Origin of the sequence: Pseudoduganella sp. R-32, assembly GCF_049913245.1 — a bacterium.
GTDB lineage: Bacteria > Pseudomonadota > Gammaproteobacteria > Burkholderiales > Burkholderiaceae_D > Rugamonas.
Genome location: NZ_CP183987.1, coordinates 2,934,288 through 2,953,861 on the forward strand (window position 1 = coordinate 2,934,288; position 19,574 = coordinate 2,953,861).

A 19,574-nucleotide genomic window follows, 5' to 3' on the forward strand; every position below is an offset into this window, starting at 1 on the left:
CCGGTTTTACTCAGCCTTCCACGACCCAATAAAATCCTTCTTCCCAATCTCCAGCCCATTATGGCGCAGGATGTTGTACGCAGTGGTCGCATGGAAGGTGAAATGCGGCAACGCATAATGCATCAAATACTCCTGGCCAACCCACTGCTTGGCCTTTTCTCCGCTACCAGTAGTCACTGAACGTTGCGCAGAATCCTCAATCGCCTGGCGCGGCAGCGAGTCCAGGAAAGTCAGCGTGCGCTGGATGCGCAGTTTTAATTCACCAATGGTCTTTTCAGTATCTTCGTAAACCGGCACATCCGCGCCGGCCAGTCTTGCGCCTGCGCCCTTGGCAAAGTCAGTAGCAATCTGGATTTGACGGGTAAAAGGCAGCATGTCCGGGAACAAGCGGAACTGCAGCAGGGCATTCGGATCAATCTTCTTTTCCTCGATGTGGGCCTCGGTCTTGTCCAGGATGGCCAACAGGCTGCCGAGGATCTGGCGGAACACCGGAATCGAAGCGGAATACATGGAAAACGACATGGGTAAACTCCTCTGATATAGAGTAGCGATGATAGCGCGTTACGTGCATAATTGCTGCTGGATAATCTTTTCCACCAGACCCGCTGAATGGCTCGGAATTTTTATAACAAATTAAGGTCCCGCCTGAGCGCTCTGTATGGGCTGTCGATTTATGGCGCCTTGTTACTGGTGGTATTCGGCGGCCTGGTGATTCCTGCCATTATCGGCTCTTACCTGCTGATCGGGGTGCACGAACAGAAGTCCGCCCAGACCGCCCTCAACGAATCGCTGCAGCGCAACGCCGACATCCTGGCCCTGGGCATGCAGGAATCCCTGTGGAACATGAATGCGGAATCGGCTCACTCGCTGGTCGAATCCGTCATGCGCGACCGCTCGGTGCTGCAGGTGCAGGTCACCGGCCAGGCCGACACCCAGTTCATGCACGTCGAAGCGCCCAAGCGCGCCATCGGCAACGTGGTGCGGGCCGAGCGTGAAATCACGGTGCGCGGCGAAAAGATCGGCAAGATCATGGTCGAGATGGACGACGCCCGCAGCCAGCAGGAATTGCGCGAGAAGCAGCTTTCCTATGTCTTCGTGCTGGCGGCCCAGCTCACGGTGTCGCTGTTGCTGATCGTGCTGTTCCTGAACCAGCGCCTGCTGAAGCCCTTGCGCAAGCTGATGCGCTTCTCCGACCGCCTGTCGCATGGCGATTTCGAAACACGCATGGAGTTGAGCGGCAGCGATGAACTGGGGCGCCTGGCAGGCCAGCTGGACCAGATGCGAGTGGCGATCAAGCACCTGTTTGAAGATATTGCCCAGCGCGAGGAGCGCTTCCGCACCATCGTGACCCAGGTGCCGGGCGCCGTGTTCCGCTTCCGTCCCGACGGCCCGATCGATTTCGTATCGGACGCCATCGAGGAGATCTCCGGCTATTCGGCGTCGCAGTTCATGCGCAGCACCACGCACGCCTGGGCCAACCTGATTTGTCCTGAAGACCGCAAACGCCAGCGCCGCGTGGTGGTGCAGGCGATCCAGGACGGCAAGCCCTACGAAATCGAATATCGCATCATGGACTCCACCGGCACCGAGCGCTGGGTGGCCGAGAATGGCCAGCCGCAGGCGGTGGAGGCGGGCGGGGCGCCTTGGGTGGACGGCATCATCTCCGACATCAGCCAGCGCAAGCACAACGAAATGCGCATCGAAGCCCTGCTGGCCGAGCAGAGTGCGATCCTGGATAACGTGATGTTCGGCGTGATGTTCGTGCGCCACCGGACCATCGTCTCGGTCAACCGCCGCTGCGAAGAGCTATTCGGCTATGAGCCCGGCCAGATGATCGGCGCTTCCACCGCCATCGTGTTCCCCACCACCTTCGATTTCGAATCGGCCGGCGCGCGCCAGTATTCCACCCTGGGCAGCGGCGAGTACTTCAGCGAAGAGCGCAACTACCGGCGCCAGGATGGCTCGCTGTTCTGGTGCATGGTGTCCGGCTGCGCCATCGACCAGAACCGCCCGAACGAAGGTTCGATCTGGGTCTATGCCGACATCAGCGCCCGCAAGGAAGCGGAAGAAAAACTGCGCCTGTCGGCCACCGTGCTGGAACACATCGCCGACGGCGTGATGGTGATCGACGACAAGGGCACCATCGTGGCGGTCAACCCGGCCTTCACCCAGATTACGGGCTACACCGAAGCGGAAGCCTTGGGCCACGACGTTGGCCTGACGCGCTCCGGCCGCCACGATGAAGGCTTCCACGCCGAGTTGTGGAAAGAGCTGGTGGAGCATGGCTATTGGCGCGGCGAAATCTGGAGCATGCGCAAGAGCGGCGAGTTGTTCCTGGAGTGGCTGACGCTGACCGCGGTGCGCGATACGCGCGGCGTGACGACCCACTATGTCGGCGTGTTCAGCGACATTACCCTGGTCAAGCAATCGCAGGAAAAGCTGGACCACCTGGCCCACCACGACGCCCTGACCCAGTTGCCGAACCGCCTGCTGTTCCACGACCGCCTGCAGCACGCCATCCAGCGCGCCACGCGTGGCAACGAGCAGCTGGCGCTGCTGTTCATCGACCTGGACCGCTTCAAGAACGTCAACGACACCCTGGGCCACCACATCGGCGACGAGCTGCTGAAGCAGGTGGCGCATGCGCTGTCGGAAAAACTGCGCGAAGGCGACACCCTGGCGCGCCTTGGCGGCGATGAGTTCATCGTGCTGCTCGAGGATGTGGAAGGCCAGTATGGCGCCGGCCAGGTGGCTGAAAAGCTGGTGACGATGTTCGAACATCCTTTCATGGTGGCGGGCCACGAACTGTTCGTGACCTGCTCGATCGGCGTCTCGGTGTTCCCGACCGATGCGAGCGACCTGAATATGCTGATCCGTAATGCCGACGTGGCCATGTACCAGGCCAAGGCGCGCGGCCGCAACGGCTACCGTTTCTACCAGCCTTCCATGTCGGGCGAGGGCGTCGAGCGCCTGCGCCTGGAAACCTATTTGCGCCGCGCCATCGAGAAAGAGGAAGTGTTCCTGAACTTCCAGCCGCAGGTGGAAATCGATACCGGCAAGCTGCTGGGCGTGGAAGCCCTGGTGCGCTGGAACCATCCGGAACTGGGGCTGGTGCCGCCGAATCGATTCATCCCCCTGGCCGAGGATACGGGCTTCATCAGCCAGCTGGGCCAGTGGGTGCTGTACGAAGCTTGCCGGCAGATGGTGCGCTGGCAGGAGGCCGGCCTGCACGTGCCGAAGATCGCGGTCAACCTGTCCGCCAAGCAGTTCGAGCGCGGCAGCATGGTCACCACCGTGGCCGACATCCTGCGTGAAACCGGCCTGGAGCCGCATCGCCTGCAACTTGAAGTGACCGAGTCGGTAATCATGAATACCGGCGATGCGCTGGGCTTCATCAACGACCTGCACGCGGTTGGCGTGTCGCTGGCAATCGACGACTTCGGCACTGGCTACTCGTCCCTGGCTTACCTGAAGCAGATGCCGGTGCAGACCCTGAAGATCGACCGCTCCTTCATCAAGGATATTTCGACCGACGTCAACGACGAGGCGATCGCGATTGCCATTATCCAGCTGGGCCGCAGCATGAACCTGTCCGTGATCGCCGAAGGCGTGGAGACGGAGCAGCAGGCCGCCTTCCTGCTGCGCCACGGCTGCAACCAGGCGCAGGGATTCTATTACAGCCGTCCGGTCATGCCGGAGGATTTGCTGCAGCGCTGGCTGCCTTAACGAGTGTGCCATGCTCAAACCGAAGAAATTTTCCCGTCGCCGTTTCCTGCTGAGCGGCGTTGCCGTCGCCGGTGCAATGGTGGTGGGCTGGGGTGTCATGCCGCCGCGCCAGCGCGTGCGCGGGCAGGCGCCGCTGCCGCTTGAAAACGGCGCCGTCGCCCTGAACGGCTGGATCGCCATTGCCCCCGACGGCAGCGTGCAATTGGCCATGCCGCGCGCGGAAATGGGGCAGGGCGTGCACACGGCGCTGTCCATGCTGGTGGCGGAGGAGCTGGATGTGAGCCTGGACGCGATCAAGGTCATCCAGGCGCCGGCCGACAAGATCTACGCCAACCTGGCGGTGATGCGTGAAACCCTGCCGTTCCATCCGGACGATACCGGCCGCTCGCGCGAGCTGGCGAGCTGGATGCTGGGCAAGGTGGCGCGCGAGATGGGTATCGTGATTACCGGCGGCTCGTCCAGCGTGAAAGATGCCTGGACTTCGATGCGCGAGGCCGGGGCCACTGCGCGTGCCATGCTAGTTGCCGAAGTGTCCCAGCAATGGAAGGTGCCGCCGGAGCAGGTGCGTGCCGAGAACGGCGTGCTGTATCACGACATCAGCAAGAAATCGGTCGGCTACGGCGTGGTCGCCGCGCGCGCTGCGCTTGGCCAGCCGGGCAAGGTGACCCTGAAAGACCCGCACAGCTTCCGCCTGATCGGCACCAGCGTGCCGCGCCGCGATTCGCGCATCAAGTCGGAGGGCACGGCGCTGTATGGCATCGATGTGCGCCCGGAGGGCACGGTGTATGCGGCGGTGCGCATGTCGCCCGTGGTGGGCGGAAAGGTCGCAGGCGTGACGCCGGGCGAGGTGGTGAAGATGCCGGGCGTGCTGTCGGTGATCGACTTTTCCAATGCCATCGAAAAGAACTATGGCGCCGGGGCCGGCGTTGCCGTCCTTGCGCGCAGCTACTGGCAGGCCAGGCAGGCAGCCGCCGCGCTACCGATCCGCTGGGACGAAGGCCCGAACGCCAAGCTCTCCAGCGAGGAAATCTATGCATCGCTGACCAACGCCCTGGAGGCGGAGGACGGCGACAACTACCACAAGCGCGGCGACATGGCGCAGGCATCCAGCGCACTGCGCACCATCAAGTCGGTGTACCGCGTGCCTTACCTGGCGCATGCCTGCATGGAGCCGATCAACTGCACTGCGCAGGTCAAGGACGGCAAGGTCACGGTATGGGTCGGCACGCAGGCGCCGACTTTTGCCCGCGCCGCTGCCGCGCGCGTCGGCGGCGTCAGTGAAGCCAATGTGATCCTGCACGAATACCTGCTGGGAGGCGGCTTTGGCCGCCGCCTGGAAATGGACATGGTGGCGCAGGCGGTTGCCATTGCGCGTGAAGCCAAGGGCCTGCCGGTGCAGGTGATCTGGAGCCGCGAAGACGACACCACGCACGACGTGTACCGTCCGGCCGCGGTGGCGCGCATGACCGCGGGCCTCGATGCGGCCGGCAATATCATTGCATGGGAAGCCAAGACGGCCGGCGGCGCGCTGACCCACCAGTTCACCAGGCGCAACCTGCGCATGCCCGCTGCCGGGCCGGATCGCTCGACTGCCGAGGGCGTGTACGACATGCAGTACGAAATTCCGAACCAGCAGATCAACCACGTCGTGGCCGACAGCGCCGTCCCGCTGGGCAACTGGCGTTCGGTAGGCCATTCGCAAAACGCCTTCTTCAAGGAGAGCTTTGTCGACGAAATGGCCAGTGCGGCCGGCAAGGACCCGGTGGAATTCCGCCGCACCATGCTGCTTGGCCACCCGCGCCACCTGGCGGTGCTGAACGCGGCCATCTCCAAGGCGGGCAAGGCGCCGGAAGGGCGCGCGCATGGCGTGGCGCTGCACCAGTCCTTCGGTACCATCGTCGCGCAGGTGGCCGAGGTGTCGGTGCAGGACAAGCAGATCCGCGTGCATCGCGTGGTGTGCGCGATCGACTGCGGCATCGCTGTCAATCCGAACATCATTGCGCAGCAGGTGGAATCGGGCGTGGTCTACGGACTGTCGGCGGCCCTGGGCGGTGAAATCACCATCAAGGACGGCAAGGTCGTGCAAAGCAATTTCGCCGACTACCCAGTGCTGCGCATGAACGAGGTGCCGCTGGTGGAAACTGTGATCGTGCTGAGCGCCGAGCCGCCGGAAGGCGTCGGCGAACCTGCTACCCCGCCGATCGCGCCGGCCGTGGCAAACGCGGTGTTCGCGCTGACGGGGCAGCGCCTGCGCAGCCTTCCCTTACGTTTGGCCTAACAGGGCGCGCAGGTTGCATTCCTGCTGCCATTGGCGGCGTTCCGGGGTGGACGCCGCCTGGCGTTCCAGTTCTTCGTCGGAGAGTTCGGCCTGGGTTTCGATCAGGCGGTGCGCCACGTTCGGATCGGGCAGCATGGTGCCGAAGAAGGCCACATGCTCGTGGCGCTGGATCAGCAGGGTAGGGAAATTTTCGACATCAAGGTCGCCGACCAGGTCCGCGTGGTCTTCGATATCGACCCACAGGAAGTATTTGTCCGGGTGGCGGCTTGCCAGTTCCTCGAAGACCGCGCGGTAGGATGCGCAGGTGCCGCACCAGGCGGCGCACAGGCAGGCCACGACCAGGTGGTCCTGCGCCAGCGCGGCGGCTACTTCGGCGCGGTTGTCGGCATGTAGGGTAGTGCTGTGCATGGGGTGCTATTGTACATGCCCACAGGGTAAAATACCGGCCATGGCTACCATTCTTGCAATCGAAACATCCTCTGAAATGGCTTCCTGCGCCCTGCTGCGCGGGGAGCGCGTGACTTTCCGCGAATCGTCCGGCGTGCGCACCCACTCGCAGGCAGTGCTGCCCATGATCCAGGAATTGCTCGCCGAGGCAGGCATTGTCCTGCGCGATTGCGATGCCATAGCTTATGGCGCGGGCCCCGGTTCGTTTACCGGGGTGCGTACCGCTTGCGGCATCGCCCAGGGGCTTGGTTTTGGTGCCGGCTTGCCGTTGCTGCACGTCGTCACGCTGGACGCCATGGCGCTGGCTTGCCGCGAACGCCACGGCTCCGGCGAAGTCCTCACGGTGCTCGATGCGCGCATGAACGAGGTCTATTGGGCTCAATACCGTTTTGAAGGCGGCCTGCCGGTTGCGATCCTGCCTCCGGCATTGTCGGCTCCTTCCGGTGTCGCTCCGGCCGGCCCGGCGCGCGCCTGCGGCAATGGCTTCGCCGCCTATGCCGAGGCGTTTGCCGGCCAGGCCTTTGCCGATGGCGCCGACGGCGAAGTGATGCCGCATGCGGTGCAGGTTGCGCAGCTCGGGCGTGCTGCTTTCGCCGCCGGCCACGCCGTGCCTGCGGCACAGGCGCAGCCGCTGTACTTGCGCAATAAGGTTGCCTATACCAAGGCGGAACGTGAAGAGATGAAGGCGTCGCAGGCATGATGCATCAGTTATGGGACCTGGCCCGGCTAATCTACGAGCCAATGCAGGAAAGCGACCTCGATGAGGTGGTGGCGGTGGAGCAGGAGGTTTACCCCTACCCATGGAGCCGCGCCAATTTTTCCGATTCGCTGTCGCAGGGCTATCACGCCTGGATTCTGCGCGCGCAGGATCGCCAGTTGATGGGATATTTCCTGGTGATGGGAATTGTCGACGAGGCGCATCTGCTGAATGTGGCCGTGTCGCGCAATTGGCAAGGCCGCGGCGTGGGACGGCTGCTGGTGAACCAGGCGGTCGCCTTGTCGCGCGGCCTTGGCATGGAGTCGATCTTGCTGGAAGTGCGGCCTTCCAACGTGCGCGCCCTGGAGATCTACCAGCGCTACGGATTTGCCGAAATCGGCCGCCGCAAAGGCTATTATCCCGCTGCCGATTCAACCCGCGAGGACGCTATCGTGATGCGTTTTGGCCTATGAGCGATCGCCGGTCTGCCGTGTTCCTGGAGGAGATGGGCGTGGGGCCGCAGTGGCGCCTGCGCAATCGCCCGGTTGCGGCTGATGCCGCCGGCGCCGGTGAAGTGGATGACGCGTTCGCCGACGCACAACCTGCGCCGGCCGCGGTGCAATTCGCTCCCGCTGCCGGCCAGCAATTGCCTGCCGCACAGCAGGAAGCCGCCGCCCTTGACCCTGCGCCGGCCGCAGGACTCGCTCCCGCCGCGCCACCGCGCCCGCCCGCCAACGCCCAATCGCCGGCCGCCGCCGCTGCCGCTGCCGCGCGCGCAGCTTCCACGGCGCCAGGGGCGGCAACAGGCGCGCGCCAGGCGCCGCCGATCCCGCCTGCGCCTGATGCGCAGGCCGCTCCGGCTCCGGCCGCACCGGTTCGCGTGCCCGGCACGCCAAGCATTGCATCGACAGGCGAGGACATGTCCTGGTTTGACGACGCCCCAACGCCGGAATACAAGCCGCAGCGCAAGAAAGTGGCGGCTCCGGAGCAGCCCGCCGAAACGCCGCCACAGCGTCCTGCGCCGGCAGCAAGGCCCGCGCCAACGCCGCCGCGCACTGCCGGCGTCCCAGCCTACGACGATATCCCGATGGACGAGCCGCCATCCTGGTTCGACGAGGAGCAAACGCCGCGCGGCGCTGCCACGGCCGTCGCCAGCGCCCCGGCGCCCGGCGGTGCAACGGATGAACAAATCGCCCAGATGGACTGGCCTGCACTGCGAGCAGCAATCGCCTCCTGCACCCGCTGCGGCCGCTGCCAGACCCGCCAGCAAGCCGTCCCGGGCCGCGGCGACGAGCAGGCGACCTGGATCGCCCTCGACACCGCGCCAGGCCAGGCTGAGGATGCGGAAGGTTACCAGTTCGCCGGCGATCCCGGCTACCTGCTCGACAACATGCTGAAGGCCGTCGGCCAGGTAGCGGAAAAGGGCGCCTACCTCACCAGCCTGGTGAAATGCCACGCCCCGCACGCGCCAGGCGCCGAAGAGTTGCAGGCCTGCCGCCCATACCTCCAGCGCGAACTGGAACTGACGCAGGCAAAAGTCATTGTCGCCTTCGGCCACAGCACCGGCAAAGGCCTGCTTGGCGGCGCCGCGCGCGGCCGCATCATGCTGCACGGCGCCGTGCCGGTCGTCGCTACTTACCACCCGGCCGACCTGCTGAAAAAGCCGGAAGAGAAGGCCAAGGCATGGCAGGACCTGTGTCTGGCCAAAGCCGCGCATGCCGGCCGACGCTAGGACATTCCACCGCAAATGGGGCCATCTCGCGCGGCCCCACGTCCGCGCGCTGGCTTGGCTGCTCGACTCGCCCGACCTGCTCGACCCGAACAGCCCGCACTGGCAGGGCAAGATCGCCACGCTCGGCCCCATGACGGCCGCGGTGGCAAACTGGCTGGACGACCTTGACGCCGATCCTGCGCCGCTCGAGGACGCCCTTGGCAACCGTTTTTACTCGCGCCTTGGCCTGTATGCCGAGAAGCTGATGGCCTTCTACTTCGCCCAGCACGGCGCACTGGCTGCCCACGGCCTGCAAGTCCGCGACGGCAGGAACGGCACCATTGGCGAATTCGATTTCCTCCTGCGCGAGAAGGGCAGCGCCAACCTGCGCCATATCGAGTTCGCCACCAAGTTCTACCTGCTGGACGGCGATCCCGATACGGGCAACTACAACCGCCTGGTCGGCCCCAACCTGGCCGACACGCTGGGCCTGAAGATGCGCAAGATCTTCAACGCCCAGTTGCAGCTATCACAGCACCCAATCGCGCAAAAAGTCGCACCCGCGCCCGTCACCCAGGCCCAGGCCCTGGTCAAGGGCTGGCTGTTCTACCATGCCACCGAAGCTGCGCCGCAGATCGAAGGCATTTCGCCTGAACACTGCCGCGGCTATTGGCGCACCCACAGCGAACAAGCCGCCGCGCAAGGCGAGCAATTCATCGTCATGCCGCGCCTGCAATGGCTGGCGCCGCTGCGCACGCCAGTCCAGCGCAACGCAAGCACGCCCACGCCGGCTCCGCTCACGCGCGCTGCGTTGCTGGACGTCCTGGCGGAAAAGTTCGTCGCCGATCCAGGCCCCGTGCTGGTGGCAACGGTGCGGGAAGAGGGCGGTTGGCTGGAAGAAGTGGAGCGCGGCTTTGTGGTGCCGGATGATTGGCGCGCCCGTGCCCAGGCGCGCCGCAGCGACGGAGGCCTGCCGTCCTAGTGGTGCTCGCCGATCAGGCCGAGCGAATCTTTCTTGCGCTGGTTGGCGGCATGCAGCGCCATGATGGCCAGCATCGATCCCGCCAGGAACAAGCCAAACAGTACGATGATGGTGTTCAGGCCCAGGCCAAGCTTCACCATCGTGGCATACACGGCCAGCATGGTAAGGATGGACAGGTTCTCATTGAAGTTCTGCACCGCGATCGAGTGGCCGGCGCTCATCAGCACGTGGCCCCGGTGCTGCAGCAAGGCATTCATCGGCACCACGAAGAAGCCCGACAAAGCGCCGACCACCAGCAGCAATACATAGGCGATGCGCAAGTCGTGCACGAAAATCATCGACATCACGATCACACCCATCGCGATCCCGAGCGGAATCACCGAAAGCGCCTTGCGCAAGGTAATGAAGCGCGCAGACAGCACGGCGCCCAGCGCCACGCCGACCACCACGATGGCAACGGTGGTGGTGGCCTTGTTCAGCGGCATGCCCAGCGATTGCTTGGCCCATTCCAGAACGATGAACTGCAAGGTCGCGCCGGCGCCCCAGAACAGGGTGGTAACCGCCAGGGAAATCTGGCCCAGCTTGTCGCGCCACAGGATGCCGCAGCAGTCCGCGAAATCGCGCACCAGGCGGAACGGGTTGCGCTCTTGCCGCTCATAGACATAACCGGTGTCCGGTATGCGCAAGTTGAAAACGGTCGCCAGCAGGTAGACCACGCCCACCCAGGCCAGCGCTATCTCGCCGACCGTGTCGAAGCCGGTGTCGATGCCAGGCACGTCGAAGGCCAGCAGGCCCGCCGAGACCGGGCCGCCGATCAGGGCGCCGCCCAGCGCGGTGCCAAGGATGATCGAGCTGACGGTCAAGCCTTCGATCCAGCCGTTGGCTGCGACCAGCTTTTCGGGCGGCAGCAGTTCCGTGAGGATGCCGTACTTGGCCGGCGAATAGATCGCAGCGCCCAGGCCTGCGACAGCATAGGCGGCCAATGGGTGCACGTTGTAGAAGAACAGGGCGCAGCCGAAAATCTTTATCATGTTCCCGATCAGCATGACGCGGCCCTTGGGCAGGGCATCGGCAAAGGCACCGACAAAAGCAGCCAGCAGCACGTAGAACAGGACGAAGGTCTCCTTCAGCATCGGCGTCATCCACGCAGGCGCTTTCATGGCTCCCAACATATAGATTGCGATGATCAGCAACGCCGAATCGGCCAGCGACGAGAAGAACTGCGCCGCCATGATGGTATAGAAACCTCGTTTCATCGCCTTAGTGCTTATGCTCTCCGATCAGGCTGAGCGAGTCGTGCTCACGCTGGTTAGCCGCATGCAGCCGCATGATGCCAAGCATGGAGCCGGCGACGAACAGGCCAAACAGCACGATGATGGTATTCAGGCTCAGGTGCAGCTTCACCATCAGCGAGTACACCGCAAGCATGGTCAGGATCGACAGGTTCTCGTTGAAGTTCTGGACCGCGATGGAGTGGCCTGCGCTCATCAGCACATGGCCGCGATGCTGCAGCAGCGCATTCATCGGCACCACGAAGAAGCCCGACAGCAGTCCGACGACCAGCAGCAGGGGATAGGCCAGGCGCACGTCATGCACGAAGATCATGCCCATCACGATGATGCCCATGGCAATTCCCAGCGGGATCACCGTCAGCGATTTGCGCAGCGTGATGAAGCGCGCCGACATGCCGGCGCCCACTGCCACGCCCACGGCAACGATGGCGATGGTGCTGGTCGCCTTGTTCAAAGGCATGCCCAGCGATTGCTTGGCCCATTCCAGCACGATGAATTGGAGGGTCGCGCCGGCGCCCCAGAACAGGGTGGTCACGGCCAGCGAAATCTGGCCCAGCTTGTCGCGCCACAGGATGCTGCAGCAGCCGGCGAACTCGGTGATCAGGCGCAGCGGGTGGCGCTCCTGGTGCTCGTAGACATAGCCCGTATCCGGAATGCGCAGGTTGAACAGCGCCGCCAGCAGGTAAGTGACGCCGACCACTGCCAGCGCGATTTCGGCCGTCGTGTCCAGGCCCGTTTCGATGCCCGGCAAATCGAAGTGGAGCAGCGCCGCAGCAACGGGCCCGCCGATCAGGGCGCCGCCCATTGCAATGCCGAAGATGATGGAGCTCACGGTCAGGCCCTCGATCCAGCCATTGGCTACCACCAGCTTTTCCGGCGGCAGCAGTTCGGTCAGGATGCCGTATTTGGCCGGCGAGTACACAGCCGCGCCAAAACCGACCACCGCATAGGCGGCCAGCGGGTGCACATGATAGAAAATCAGTGCGCAGCCGAAGATCTTGATCAGGTTGGAAATGAACATGACCCGGCCCTTCGGCAAGGCATCAGCGAAAGCGCCTACAAATGCTGCCAACAGCACGTAAAACAGCACAAAAGTCAGCTTCAGCAATGGGGTGACCCACGCCGGAGCTTGCATGGTCACCAGCAGGTCGATTGCCACGATGAGCAGCGCATTGTCTGCCAGCGACGAAAAGAACTGCGCGGCCATGATGGTATAGAAACCACGATTCATTCAGGACGCCAGATAATAATCTCGGCATGCTTTATACCATGGAAAGTAAGGTTTCCCAAGAATTCGGCCAGCATCCGGCAGGTACAAAAGGTAGAATGCTGCTTTCTTATTCTGCCGGTTTTAGACATGCCAAGGCCCATCGTCGCGCACATCCATCTCGCTGCAATGCAACATAACCTGGAGCGCGCCAAGGCCTGTGCGCCGGGCGCCAAGGCCTGGGGAGTGGTCAAGGCCAACGCCTACGGGCATGGGCTTGAGCGTGGCATGCGCGGTTTCGCCGCCGCAGACGGCCTGGCGCTGATCGAACCGGACAACGCGGTGCGACTGCGCGAGATGGGCTGGAGCAAGCCTGTTCTTCTTTTAGAGGGATGGTTCGACACCGCGGACTTGCTGGCAATGGCGGAACATAGTATCGAAGGCGCCGTTCACTGCATCGAACAGCTTGAAATGCTCGAGCGCACACCGCTGGGGCGCCCGCTCAATGTGCACCTGAAAATGAACACCGGCATGAACCGCCTCGGCTTCAAGCCAGGCGAATATGCCGCCGCCCACGCCCGCCTGCGCGCCATCCCGCACGTTGGCACCATTACCCTGATGACCCACTTCGCCAACGCCGACGAACTGCACCACCCGTGCATGCCGCTGGCGGAACAGGTGCGCCGCTTCAATGAGGGCACTGCCGGCTTGCCGGGCCCGCGCAGTTTGTGCAATTCGGCCGGCATCCTGCATATGCCGGAGCTGGGCGCCAGCCTGGCGACCGACTGGATCCGTCCGGGCATCATGCTGTACGGCGGCACCCCCGGCGGCCAGACGGCGGAAGAATTCGGCCTGCAGCCGACCATGACCCTCTCCAGCGAATTGATCGGCGTGCAGGAAATCGGCCCCGGCGACTATGTCGGCTACGGCAGCCGCTTCAAGGCCGAGCGCGCCATGCGCATCGGCGTGGTGGCCTGCGGCTATGCCGATGGCTACCCGCGCCACGCGCCGGTCGATACGCCGGTCCTGGTGGACGGCGTGCGCACCCGTCTCGTAGGCCGCGTCTCGATGGACATGCTGACGGTCGACCTGGGCAATATTCCAGATGCGCGCGTCGGCAGCAAGGTGGTGCTGTGGGGCGAAGGCATGCCGATCGATGACGTGGCGACGGCTGCCGGCACCATCGGCTATGAGTTGATGTGCGCCCTGGCGCAACGCGTGCGTGTGATCGAGGCGTAAGCAGATGGCCAAGGCAAAGACCAACTACACCTGCAGCGAATGCGGTGGCATCAGCAGCAAGTGGACCGGCCAGTGCTCGTCCTGCCAGCAGTGGAACACCATGGTGGAGACGGTGATCGAAGCCGCCGGCGCCAACCGCTTCTCGCAGGCCCAGCACCAGTCGCTGGCGCAGACCGCGCCCGTGCTGTCGCTGCAGGATATCGAAGCGCTGGACGTGCCGCGCTTTGGCACCGGCATTGAAGAATTCGACCGCGTGCTGGGCGGCGGCCTGGTGGCGGGCGGCGTGGTGCTGATCGGCGGCGACCCCGGCATCGGCAAATCGACACTGCTGCTGCAGGCGCTGGCCAATATGTCCAAGGTTAAGAGCGTGCTGTATGTCAGCGGCGAGGAATCCGGCGCCCAGATCGCGCTGCGCGCCAAGCGCCTGGCGGTCGATGCCAAGGACCTCAAGCTGCAAGCCGAAATCCAGCTGGAGAAAATCCTCGGCACGCTGGCCGACCTGAAGCCGCAGGTGGCGGTGATCGACTCGATCCAGACCCTGTATTCGGATGCGCTGGCCTCGGCGCCCGGCTCGGTGGCCCAGGTGCGCGAATGTGCGGCCCAGCTGACCCGCGTGGCCAAGATGAGCGGCACCACCATCATCCTGGTCGGCCACGTCACCAAGGAGGGCTCGCTGGCCGGTCCGCGCGTGCTGGAACACATTGTGGACTGCGTGCTGTATTTCGAGGGCGACAACCACTCCAGCTTCCGCCTGGTGCGCGCCATCAAGAACCGCTTTGGAGCGGTCAATGAACTGGGCGTGTTTGCGATGACGGAAAAGGGCCTGAAGGGCGTATCGAATCCTTCTGCGCTGTTCCTGTCCTCGCATGAAAACCAGGTGCCCGGTTCCTGCGTCATGGTGACGCAAGAGGGCACGCGCCCGCTGCTGGTGGAAGTGCAGGCCCTGGTCGATACCAGCCACCTGCCCAACGCACGCCGGCTGTCGGTCGGCCTGGAGCAGAACCGCCTGGCCATGCTGCTGGCCGTGCTGCACCGGCACGCCGGCATTGCGGCCTTCGACCAGGACGTATTCATCAACGCCGTGGGCGGGGTAAAGATCACCGAACCGGCCGCCGACCTGGCGGTCCTGATGGCGATCAATTCTTCGATGCGCAACAAGGCGCTGCCGAATGGCTTCGTGGTATTCGGCGAGGTGGGCCTGGCCGGCGAGATCCGGCCGGCGCCGCGCGGGCAGGAGCGCTTGCGCGAGGCGGCCAAGCTCGGCTTCTCGATCGCCATGATTCCCAAGGCGAATGCGCCCAAGCAGCCGATCGAAGGCATGACCATCATTGCGGTCGAGCGCATCGACGACGCATTCAATCGCTTGCGCGAGCTGCAGTAATGTAGATTTTTACGAAATATTGGCTACAATAACAGGCTCGATTCCAACCAGAAACCGGACAAGAAATTGTTAGTAGATTCAAGGCAAGGCGCCCGTAAAATCCTGCGCGTACGGGCAATGATCGTGATGGACGGCGGCGCGCCGATGGCGGCACGTACCTTCGACCTCGGCCTGGCGGGCATTTCCCTAACTTCCGAACATAAGGTGCAAGTCGGGGCCAGCGGCCAGATCGTGTTCGAAATGCTGGTCGATGGCAAGCCGCAAATCGTCAATACGCGTGGCAAGGTCAACAATTGCATTTTCAGCGGCGACGAATTCAAGATCGGTTTCACTTTTGCGCCACTCGACAACGAAGCAGCCGGAGCAATAACCAAGTTCATGCGCTAATATTAGGTTATGGACTATGTGAGCAGCTTGCTAAGCACAATGTACGGGACCTCGCTGGGCTTGGGGAATGCCAGCGTCATTGGTACGCCGTCGGAGGCAGTGCTAGCCCGGGTCGAACAGACGCTGGCGCCGCAGCGCAGTGCCGCGGCCAAGCTCAACGCAAGCATCAGCCTGACCCAGGCGCGTTTTTCCGGCCTGGGACAGCTGCAATCGGCTCTGTCGGTGTTCCAGGATATTGCAGAAAGCCTCGCCGGTACCGGCCTTAGCACGCGCGGCAGCAGTTCGGCCAGCGGCGTGCTGGGCGTGACGACTAGCGCCTCGGCGGCGGCCGGTTCGCATGATGTCAAGGTCAGCCAACTGGCCCAGCAGCAAATCCTCATCAGCCCCGAAGCGCAGACCGCTGATACGCGGCTCGGTACCGGCTCGCCGGCCGTGATCCGGATCGGCACCGGCGACAGCAGCAAGACCATCACGATTGATAGCCGCAACAACACCTTGCAGGGCATCGCCGATGCGCTCAAGGAGGCGGGCGTCGATGCCAGCCTGGTGCGCTCCAGCACCGGCACGGCGCTGCAATTGCGCAGTGCCAGCGGTGAAGCGAGCAAGCTCAGCATTTCAGTAGCAGGCGACACCACGATCCGCAGCCTGTTCAGCCAGGCGACCCAGACCCAGGCGGCGCAGGACGCCGTCCTGACCGTTGACGGCAAGACCATCAAGAGCGCCGACAACACTGTGGAGTCGGCCATCGAGGGCGTCACGTTCAAGCTGACCGACGAAGGCGACACCACGGTCACCATCGCGCGCGACAACAGCCAGGTTGCCAAGAACGTGGAAGCTTTCGTCAAGGGCTTCAACGCGCTGCAGGACCGGCTGGACAACCTGGGCAGAGGCGCGCTGCGCGGCAATCCGGCGCTGGGCCAGGTACGCACCCAGCTCGATCAGTTGCTGCGTTCAGCGGGCGGCAGCAGCGAGGCGCTGGCCAATGTCGGCCTGTCGGTCGACACGAATGGCCGCCTCAAGCTGGATAATGGAATCCTGAATGCCGCGATGAACGCCAACCCAGATGCGGTGACCAAGGTCTTCACCAACGAGGGCAGGGGCTTGGCCGATGCCCTTGGTTCGCGCCTTGAAAGCCTCGGTGGCGAACGCAGCGTGGTATCGCGAGCCCTGGCGCAGGCCGACCGCGAAGTCGATACCCTGCAAAGCCGCAAATCCTCCATGGCCCAAATGCTCACGGTGCAAGCACAGGCACTGGTGCGCCTCTATACGCAGGACGAGCAACTGGGCGGCGCCTCGTCGCTCTTCGACCTGTTTGCCTGACCCCATAAAGACTGAAGGCCCCGACACCAGAATCCCGGAGGATCTGTTGCGGAGCCTCGCTTCTGCAGAAGCGCAAAGCTACTCGTGGTAGCGGTCGACCAACCTATGATGTCCGCCGCGATATTCAGCGACAATTTCGAACGCGATTAACGCGATCATGGCGCCGAAGATGCCCATGGTGAACAATACCCACATAACAAACCAGCCGACGTTTCCGGAGGCTGCTCCCTAGAGTTGATACAATTAAACTCTAGCATCCATTTAAGCAATTACAAGCCCAGCAGAAAGATCTATTTCGTCACGAGGTCAGGCTGCATCACTGCCTTGAGGTAAAAGCTCGATGGATCGCCCGCTTCACGCTGCACAAACCACCACGCAGCGCCTTTTTTCATCTCCCAATCGCTATCGTCGCCTGTCATCAACAGGGCTGCAGCCTGGCCAAGCGTAGGCTGGTGGCCAACAATGAGCACCGATTCCTTCGACGACGGCCAGTTGGCCGCCTTCAGGATATCGCCGGCGTCCGCCCCCGGCGCCAGGTCGGGGTGGACCTTGTACTTGCGTCCCAATCCCGCCACAGTCTGCACCGTGCGCGTGGCCGGGCTGACCAGGATGCGGCAATTTTCCGGCAATACGGAATCCAGCCACTGGCCCATGCGCCGCGCCTGCTTATGTCCTTTGGGCGTGAGCGTGCGTTCCAGGTCTTCCAGGCCAGGCTGGGATGGTTCGGCTTCTGCGTGGCGCCACAAGATCAAGTCCATGCTTCCTCCCGTGACCAGGCTTCAATCCGCCGGCGCATCGGCCGGCGTACCTAGTAACTCCATCAAATGCTGCTGGGCGCTGAAGGCCTTCTGCTTGCCGCGTGCTTTGCGGCGGTGATACTGGCCGTGCGAATCCAGCTCCCATGCGTTGGAGTTGTCCTTCAGGTAAGGCGTCAAACCTTCCGCAATGACACGCCGTTTCAGGCCCCGGTCCAGCACCGGGAACGCCACTTCAATGCGGCGCAGCAGGTTGCGGTTCATCCAGTCCGCGCTGGCCAGCATGACGTCATGGGCCAGGTCGTTGCGGAAGTAATAGATGCGGCTATGTTCAAGGAAGCGGCCGATGATGGAGCGCACCCGGATGTTTTCGGACAATCCCGGCACGCCCGGCATCAGGGTGCAGGCGCCGCGCACGATCAGGTCGATCTTGACCCCGTCCTTCGAGGCGGCATACAGCGCCCGGATGACCGGTTCATCGGTTAATGCATTGATTTTAGCGATAATCCGGCCCGGACGCCCGGATTTCGCGATTTTGGCTTCGTTCCGTATCGCTTTGATGATCTGGTCTTGCAGCGAGAACGGCGCCAGCCAGATGTGGTTCATGCGCTGCGGCTTGGTCAGGCTGGTCAGGTGCATGAAGACTTCGTTGACGTCGCGGCCCAGTTGCGGCCCGCAGGTCAGGATGCCGAAGTCGGTATAGAACTTGGTCGTGGTGGGGTGGTAGTTGCCGGTGCCGAGGTGGGCGTAGTAGCCGAGGCCGCCTTCATCGCGGCGGATCACCAGGGCGATCTTGGCGTGGGTCTTCAGGCCCACCACGCCGTACACCACCTGGGCGCCGGCCTGTTCCAGCTTGTCGGCCCAGTTGATATTGGCTTCTTCGTCGAAACGCGCCATCAGTTCCACCACTACCGTGACTTCCTTGCCGCTGCGGGCGGCTGCAATCAGCGCTTCCATCAGGTCGGAGTTCATGCCTGTGCGGTAGACGGTCTGCTTGATCGCCACCACCGCCGGATCGAAGGCCGCGCTGCGGATGAAGTCGATCACGGTCTGGAAGCTCTGGTATGGGTGGTGCAGCAGGATGTCATGCTTGCGGATGGTGGCGAAGATGTCATTGTTGACGGTCTTTGCTTGCACGCCCGCGATGAAAGGCGGGAAGCGCAGCTCGGGGCGGCGCGCCTGTTCCACGATTTCGTTCAGGCGCACCATATTCACCGGGCCGTCGACGCGGTACAGGCGGCTCTGGTCCAGGCTGAACTGGTCGAGCAGGAATTGCGACAGTTCGGGCGGACAGTTCTTGGCCACCTCGATCCGCACCGAGCGGCCATAGGCGCGACCTTGCAGCTCGCCTTTCAGCGCCTGGCGCAGGTTTTTCACTTCATCTTCATCCACCCACAAGTCGGAGTCGCGCGTGACCCGGAACTGGGAATACGCCATCACATCGCGCCCGGCGAACATTTCGGAAATATGGGCGTGGATGACGGAGGACAGCAGGCAGAATGACACGCCGCCCTCTTTAGATAGATGGTCGGGCAGGCGGATCACGCGCGGCAGCACGCGCGGCGCCTTGACAATAGCAATGGCGGTGCCGCGCCCGAAGGCATCCTTGCCGCTCAGCGCGACGATGAAATTGAGGCTCTTGTTTACTACTTGCGGGAAAGGGTGGGCCGGGTCGAGGCCGATCGGGGTCAGCAGGGGGCGTACTTCGCGGTCAAAATAATCCTTGACCCAGGCCCGTTGGGCTTCGTTGCGCTGGCTGTGGCGCACGATGTGGATGCCCTGGGCTTTCATTTCTGGCAACACTGCCGTATTAAATATTTCGTACTGGCGCTTGACCAGTTCATGACACTCGTGGCTGACCCGTTCCAGCGTGGCCGCGAGGGCAGGGTGATCGCCCAGGTCGCCATCGACGCTGGCGGCGGCCAGCAGGCTGGCGACCCTTACTTCAAAGAACTCGTCCAGGTTGCTGCTGACAATGCACAGGTAGCGCAATCGTTCGAGCACAGGGATGGTGGCGTCTTCTGCCTGGGCCATCACGCGGCGGTTGAACGCCAGCTGTGACAGCTCCCGATCAAGGAATGCTGTTTTCATAACTAATAGTATATTTGAGAAATATGACAAGTTTGTGACCTTGTCCTAGACTTAATTTTGA

The 19,574-nt window shown here is 63.2% G+C and carries 16 protein-coding genes; 10 read left to right on the forward strand and 6 right to left on the reverse strand.

The annotated features are described in order from the left end of the window. Positions 1-6: 6 nt before the first annotated feature. Positions 7-522, reverse strand: coding sequence for a DUF1993 domain-containing protein (locus ACN9MU_RS13520; protein ID WP_426322952.1), 516 nt, complete (start codon positions 520-522; stop codon positions 7-9). Between the two features lie 87 nt (positions 523-609). Between ACN9MU_RS13520 and ACN9MU_RS13525 the strand changes: the two genes are divergently transcribed. After that, positions 610-3,726, forward strand: coding sequence for an EAL domain-containing protein (locus tag ACN9MU_RS13525; RefSeq protein ID WP_426171302.1), 3,117 nt, complete (start codon positions 610-612; stop codon positions 3,724-3,726). Positions 3,727-3,736: 10 nt separating this feature from the next. Continuing rightward, on the forward strand, positions 3,737-6,004 hold the full coding sequence (locus ACN9MU_RS13530) for a molybdopterin cofactor-binding domain-containing protein (protein WP_426344725.1): 2,268 nt from the start codon (positions 3,737-3,739) through the stop codon (positions 6,002-6,004). Here ACN9MU_RS13530 and ACN9MU_RS13535 read toward each other — a convergent pair. Beyond that, the gene (locus ACN9MU_RS13535; protein WP_426344726.1) at positions 5,990-6,412 is read right to left on the reverse strand and encodes a thioredoxin family protein; all 423 of its coding nucleotides are present in this window, start codon (positions 6,410-6,412) and stop codon (positions 5,990-5,992) included. The two genes, ACN9MU_RS13530 and ACN9MU_RS13535, sit on opposite strands and share 15 nt — an antisense overlap. A gap of 40 nt (positions 6,413-6,452) precedes the next feature. On the opposite strand from ACN9MU_RS13535, the gene tsaB reads away from it, so the two are divergent. Genes tsaB through ACN9MU_RS13555 form a run of 4 tightly spaced genes read left to right on the forward strand, consistent with a single transcriptional unit; the run spans position 6,453 to position 9,841 of the window. After that, positions 6,453-7,151 carry a tRNA (adenosine(37)-N6)-threonylcarbamoyltransferase complex dimerization subunit type 1 TsaB gene (gene tsaB / locus ACN9MU_RS13540; RefSeq protein ID WP_426344727.1) on the forward strand — a complete coding sequence of 233 codons (699 nt, stop codon included), beginning with the start codon at positions 6,453-6,455 and terminating at the stop codon, positions 7,149-7,151. Continuing rightward, entirely contained in the window at positions 7,151-7,621 is a 471-nt protein-coding gene (gene rimI, locus ACN9MU_RS13545) for a ribosomal protein S18-alanine N-acetyltransferase (RefSeq protein ID WP_426323748.1), read from the forward strand. Before tsaB ends, rimI begins: the two co-directional genes overlap by 1 nt. Beyond that, positions 7,618-8,880 (forward strand): uracil-DNA glycosylase, encoded by a 1,263-nt coding sequence (locus ACN9MU_RS13550; protein ID WP_426344728.1) that lies wholly within the window; start codon positions 7,618-7,620, stop codon positions 8,878-8,880. Before rimI ends, ACN9MU_RS13550 begins: the two co-directional genes overlap by 4 nt. Next, a complete protein-coding gene (locus ACN9MU_RS13555; RefSeq protein WP_426344729.1) occupies positions 8,864-9,841 on the forward strand; it encodes a DUF1853 family protein in 978 nt (325 codons plus the stop codon). The genes ACN9MU_RS13550 and ACN9MU_RS13555 overlap by 17 nt, the downstream gene beginning before the upstream one ends. Here ACN9MU_RS13555 and lplT (ACN9MU_RS13560) read toward each other — a convergent pair. Continuing rightward, positions 9,838-11,097: a lysophospholipid transporter LplT gene (gene lplT, locus ACN9MU_RS13560; protein WP_426171313.1), complete on the reverse strand. Its 1,260-nt coding sequence runs from the start codon at positions 11,095-11,097 to the stop codon at positions 9,838-9,840. The genes ACN9MU_RS13555 and lplT (ACN9MU_RS13560) overlap by 4 nt on opposite strands. A gap of 4 nt (positions 11,098-11,101) precedes the next feature. After that, positions 11,102-12,364 carry a lysophospholipid transporter LplT gene (gene lplT / locus ACN9MU_RS13565; protein ID WP_426322963.1) on the reverse strand — a complete coding sequence of 421 codons (1,263 nt, stop codon included), beginning with the start codon at positions 12,362-12,364 and terminating at the stop codon, positions 11,102-11,104. Positions 12,365-12,490: 126 nt separating this feature from the next. Here lplT (ACN9MU_RS13565) and alr point away from each other — a divergent pair, with 126 nt between their 5' ends. The 4 genes from alr to fliD all read left to right on the forward strand — a co-directional run bounded on the left by alr (position 12,491) and on the right by fliD (position 16,667). Next, on the forward strand, positions 12,491-13,579 hold the full coding sequence (gene alr / locus ACN9MU_RS13570) for an alanine racemase (RefSeq protein WP_426171316.1): 1,089 nt from the start codon (positions 12,491-12,493) through the stop codon (positions 13,577-13,579). 4 nt (positions 13,580-13,583) lie between these two features. Continuing rightward, a complete protein-coding gene (radA, locus tag ACN9MU_RS13575; RefSeq protein WP_130313671.1) occupies positions 13,584-14,960 on the forward strand; it encodes a DNA repair protein RadA in 1,377 nt (458 codons plus the stop codon). Between the two features lie 66 nt (positions 14,961-15,026). After that, the gene (locus ACN9MU_RS13580; protein WP_426171317.1) at positions 15,027-15,347 is read left to right on the forward strand and encodes a PilZ domain-containing protein; all 321 of its coding nucleotides are present in this window, start codon (positions 15,027-15,029) and stop codon (positions 15,345-15,347) included. A 27-nt stretch (positions 15,348-15,374) separates the two neighbouring features. Continuing rightward, positions 15,375-16,667: a flagellar filament capping protein FliD gene (fliD, locus tag ACN9MU_RS13585; RefSeq protein ID WP_426322966.1), complete on the forward strand. Its 1,293-nt coding sequence runs from the start codon at positions 15,375-15,377 to the stop codon at positions 16,665-16,667. 290 nt (positions 16,668-16,957) lie between these two features. Here the strand turns inward: fliD and sixA are convergent, their stop codons facing one another. After that, on the reverse strand, positions 16,958-17,425 hold the full coding sequence (sixA, locus tag ACN9MU_RS13590) for a phosphohistidine phosphatase SixA (protein WP_426171320.1): 468 nt from the start codon (positions 17,423-17,425) through the stop codon (positions 16,958-16,960). Between the two features lie 21 nt (positions 17,426-17,446). After that, positions 17,447-19,513 carry a polyphosphate kinase 1 gene (ppk1, locus tag ACN9MU_RS13595; RefSeq protein WP_426322968.1) on the reverse strand — a complete coding sequence of 689 codons (2,067 nt, stop codon included), beginning with the start codon at positions 19,511-19,513 and terminating at the stop codon, positions 17,447-17,449. Positions 19,514-19,574 lie beyond the last annotated feature (61 nt).

Coding starts and splice junctions, on each gene's coding strand:
- ACN9MU_RS13520 (WP_426322952.1), bottom strand. CDS start 522: ATGTCGTTTTCCATGTATTCCGCTTCGATTCCGGTGTTCCGCCAGATC.
- ACN9MU_RS13525 (WP_426171302.1), top strand. CDS start 610: ATGGCTCGGAATTTTTATAACAAATTAAGGTCCCGCCTGAGCGCTCTG.
- ACN9MU_RS13530 (WP_426344725.1), top strand. CDS start 3,737: ATGCTCAAACCGAAGAAATTTTCCCGTCGCCGTTTCCTGCTGAGCGGC.
- ACN9MU_RS13535 (WP_426344726.1), bottom strand. CDS start 6,412: ATGCACAGCACTACCCTACATGCCGACAACCGCGCCGAAGTAGCCGCC.
- tsaB (WP_426344727.1), top strand. CDS start 6,453: ATGGCTACCATTCTTGCAATCGAAACATCCTCTGAAATGGCTTCCTGC.
- rimI (WP_426323748.1), top strand. CDS start 7,151: ATGCATCAGTTATGGGACCTGGCCCGGCTAATCTACGAGCCAATGCAG.
- ACN9MU_RS13550 (WP_426344728.1), top strand. CDS start 7,618: ATGAGCGATCGCCGGTCTGCCGTGTTCCTGGAGGAGATGGGCGTGGGG.
- ACN9MU_RS13555 (WP_426344729.1), top strand. CDS start 8,864: ATGCCGGCCGACGCTAGGACATTCCACCGCAAATGGGGCCATCTCGCG.
- lplT (WP_426171313.1), bottom strand. CDS start 11,097: ATGAAACGAGGTTTCTATACCATCATGGCGGCGCAGTTCTTCTCGTCG.
- lplT (WP_426322963.1), bottom strand. CDS start 12,364: ATGAATCGTGGTTTCTATACCATCATGGCCGCGCAGTTCTTTTCGTCG.
- alr (WP_426171316.1), top strand. CDS start 12,491: ATGCCAAGGCCCATCGTCGCGCACATCCATCTCGCTGCAATGCAACAT.
- radA (WP_130313671.1), top strand. CDS start 13,584: ATGGCCAAGGCAAAGACCAACTACACCTGCAGCGAATGCGGTGGCATC.
- sixA (WP_426171320.1), bottom strand. CDS start 17,425: ATGGACTTGATCTTGTGGCGCCACGCAGAAGCCGAACCATCCCAGCCT.
- ppk1 (WP_426322968.1), bottom strand. CDS start 19,513: ATGAAAACAGCATTCCTTGATCGGGAGCTGTCACAGCTGGCGTTCAAC.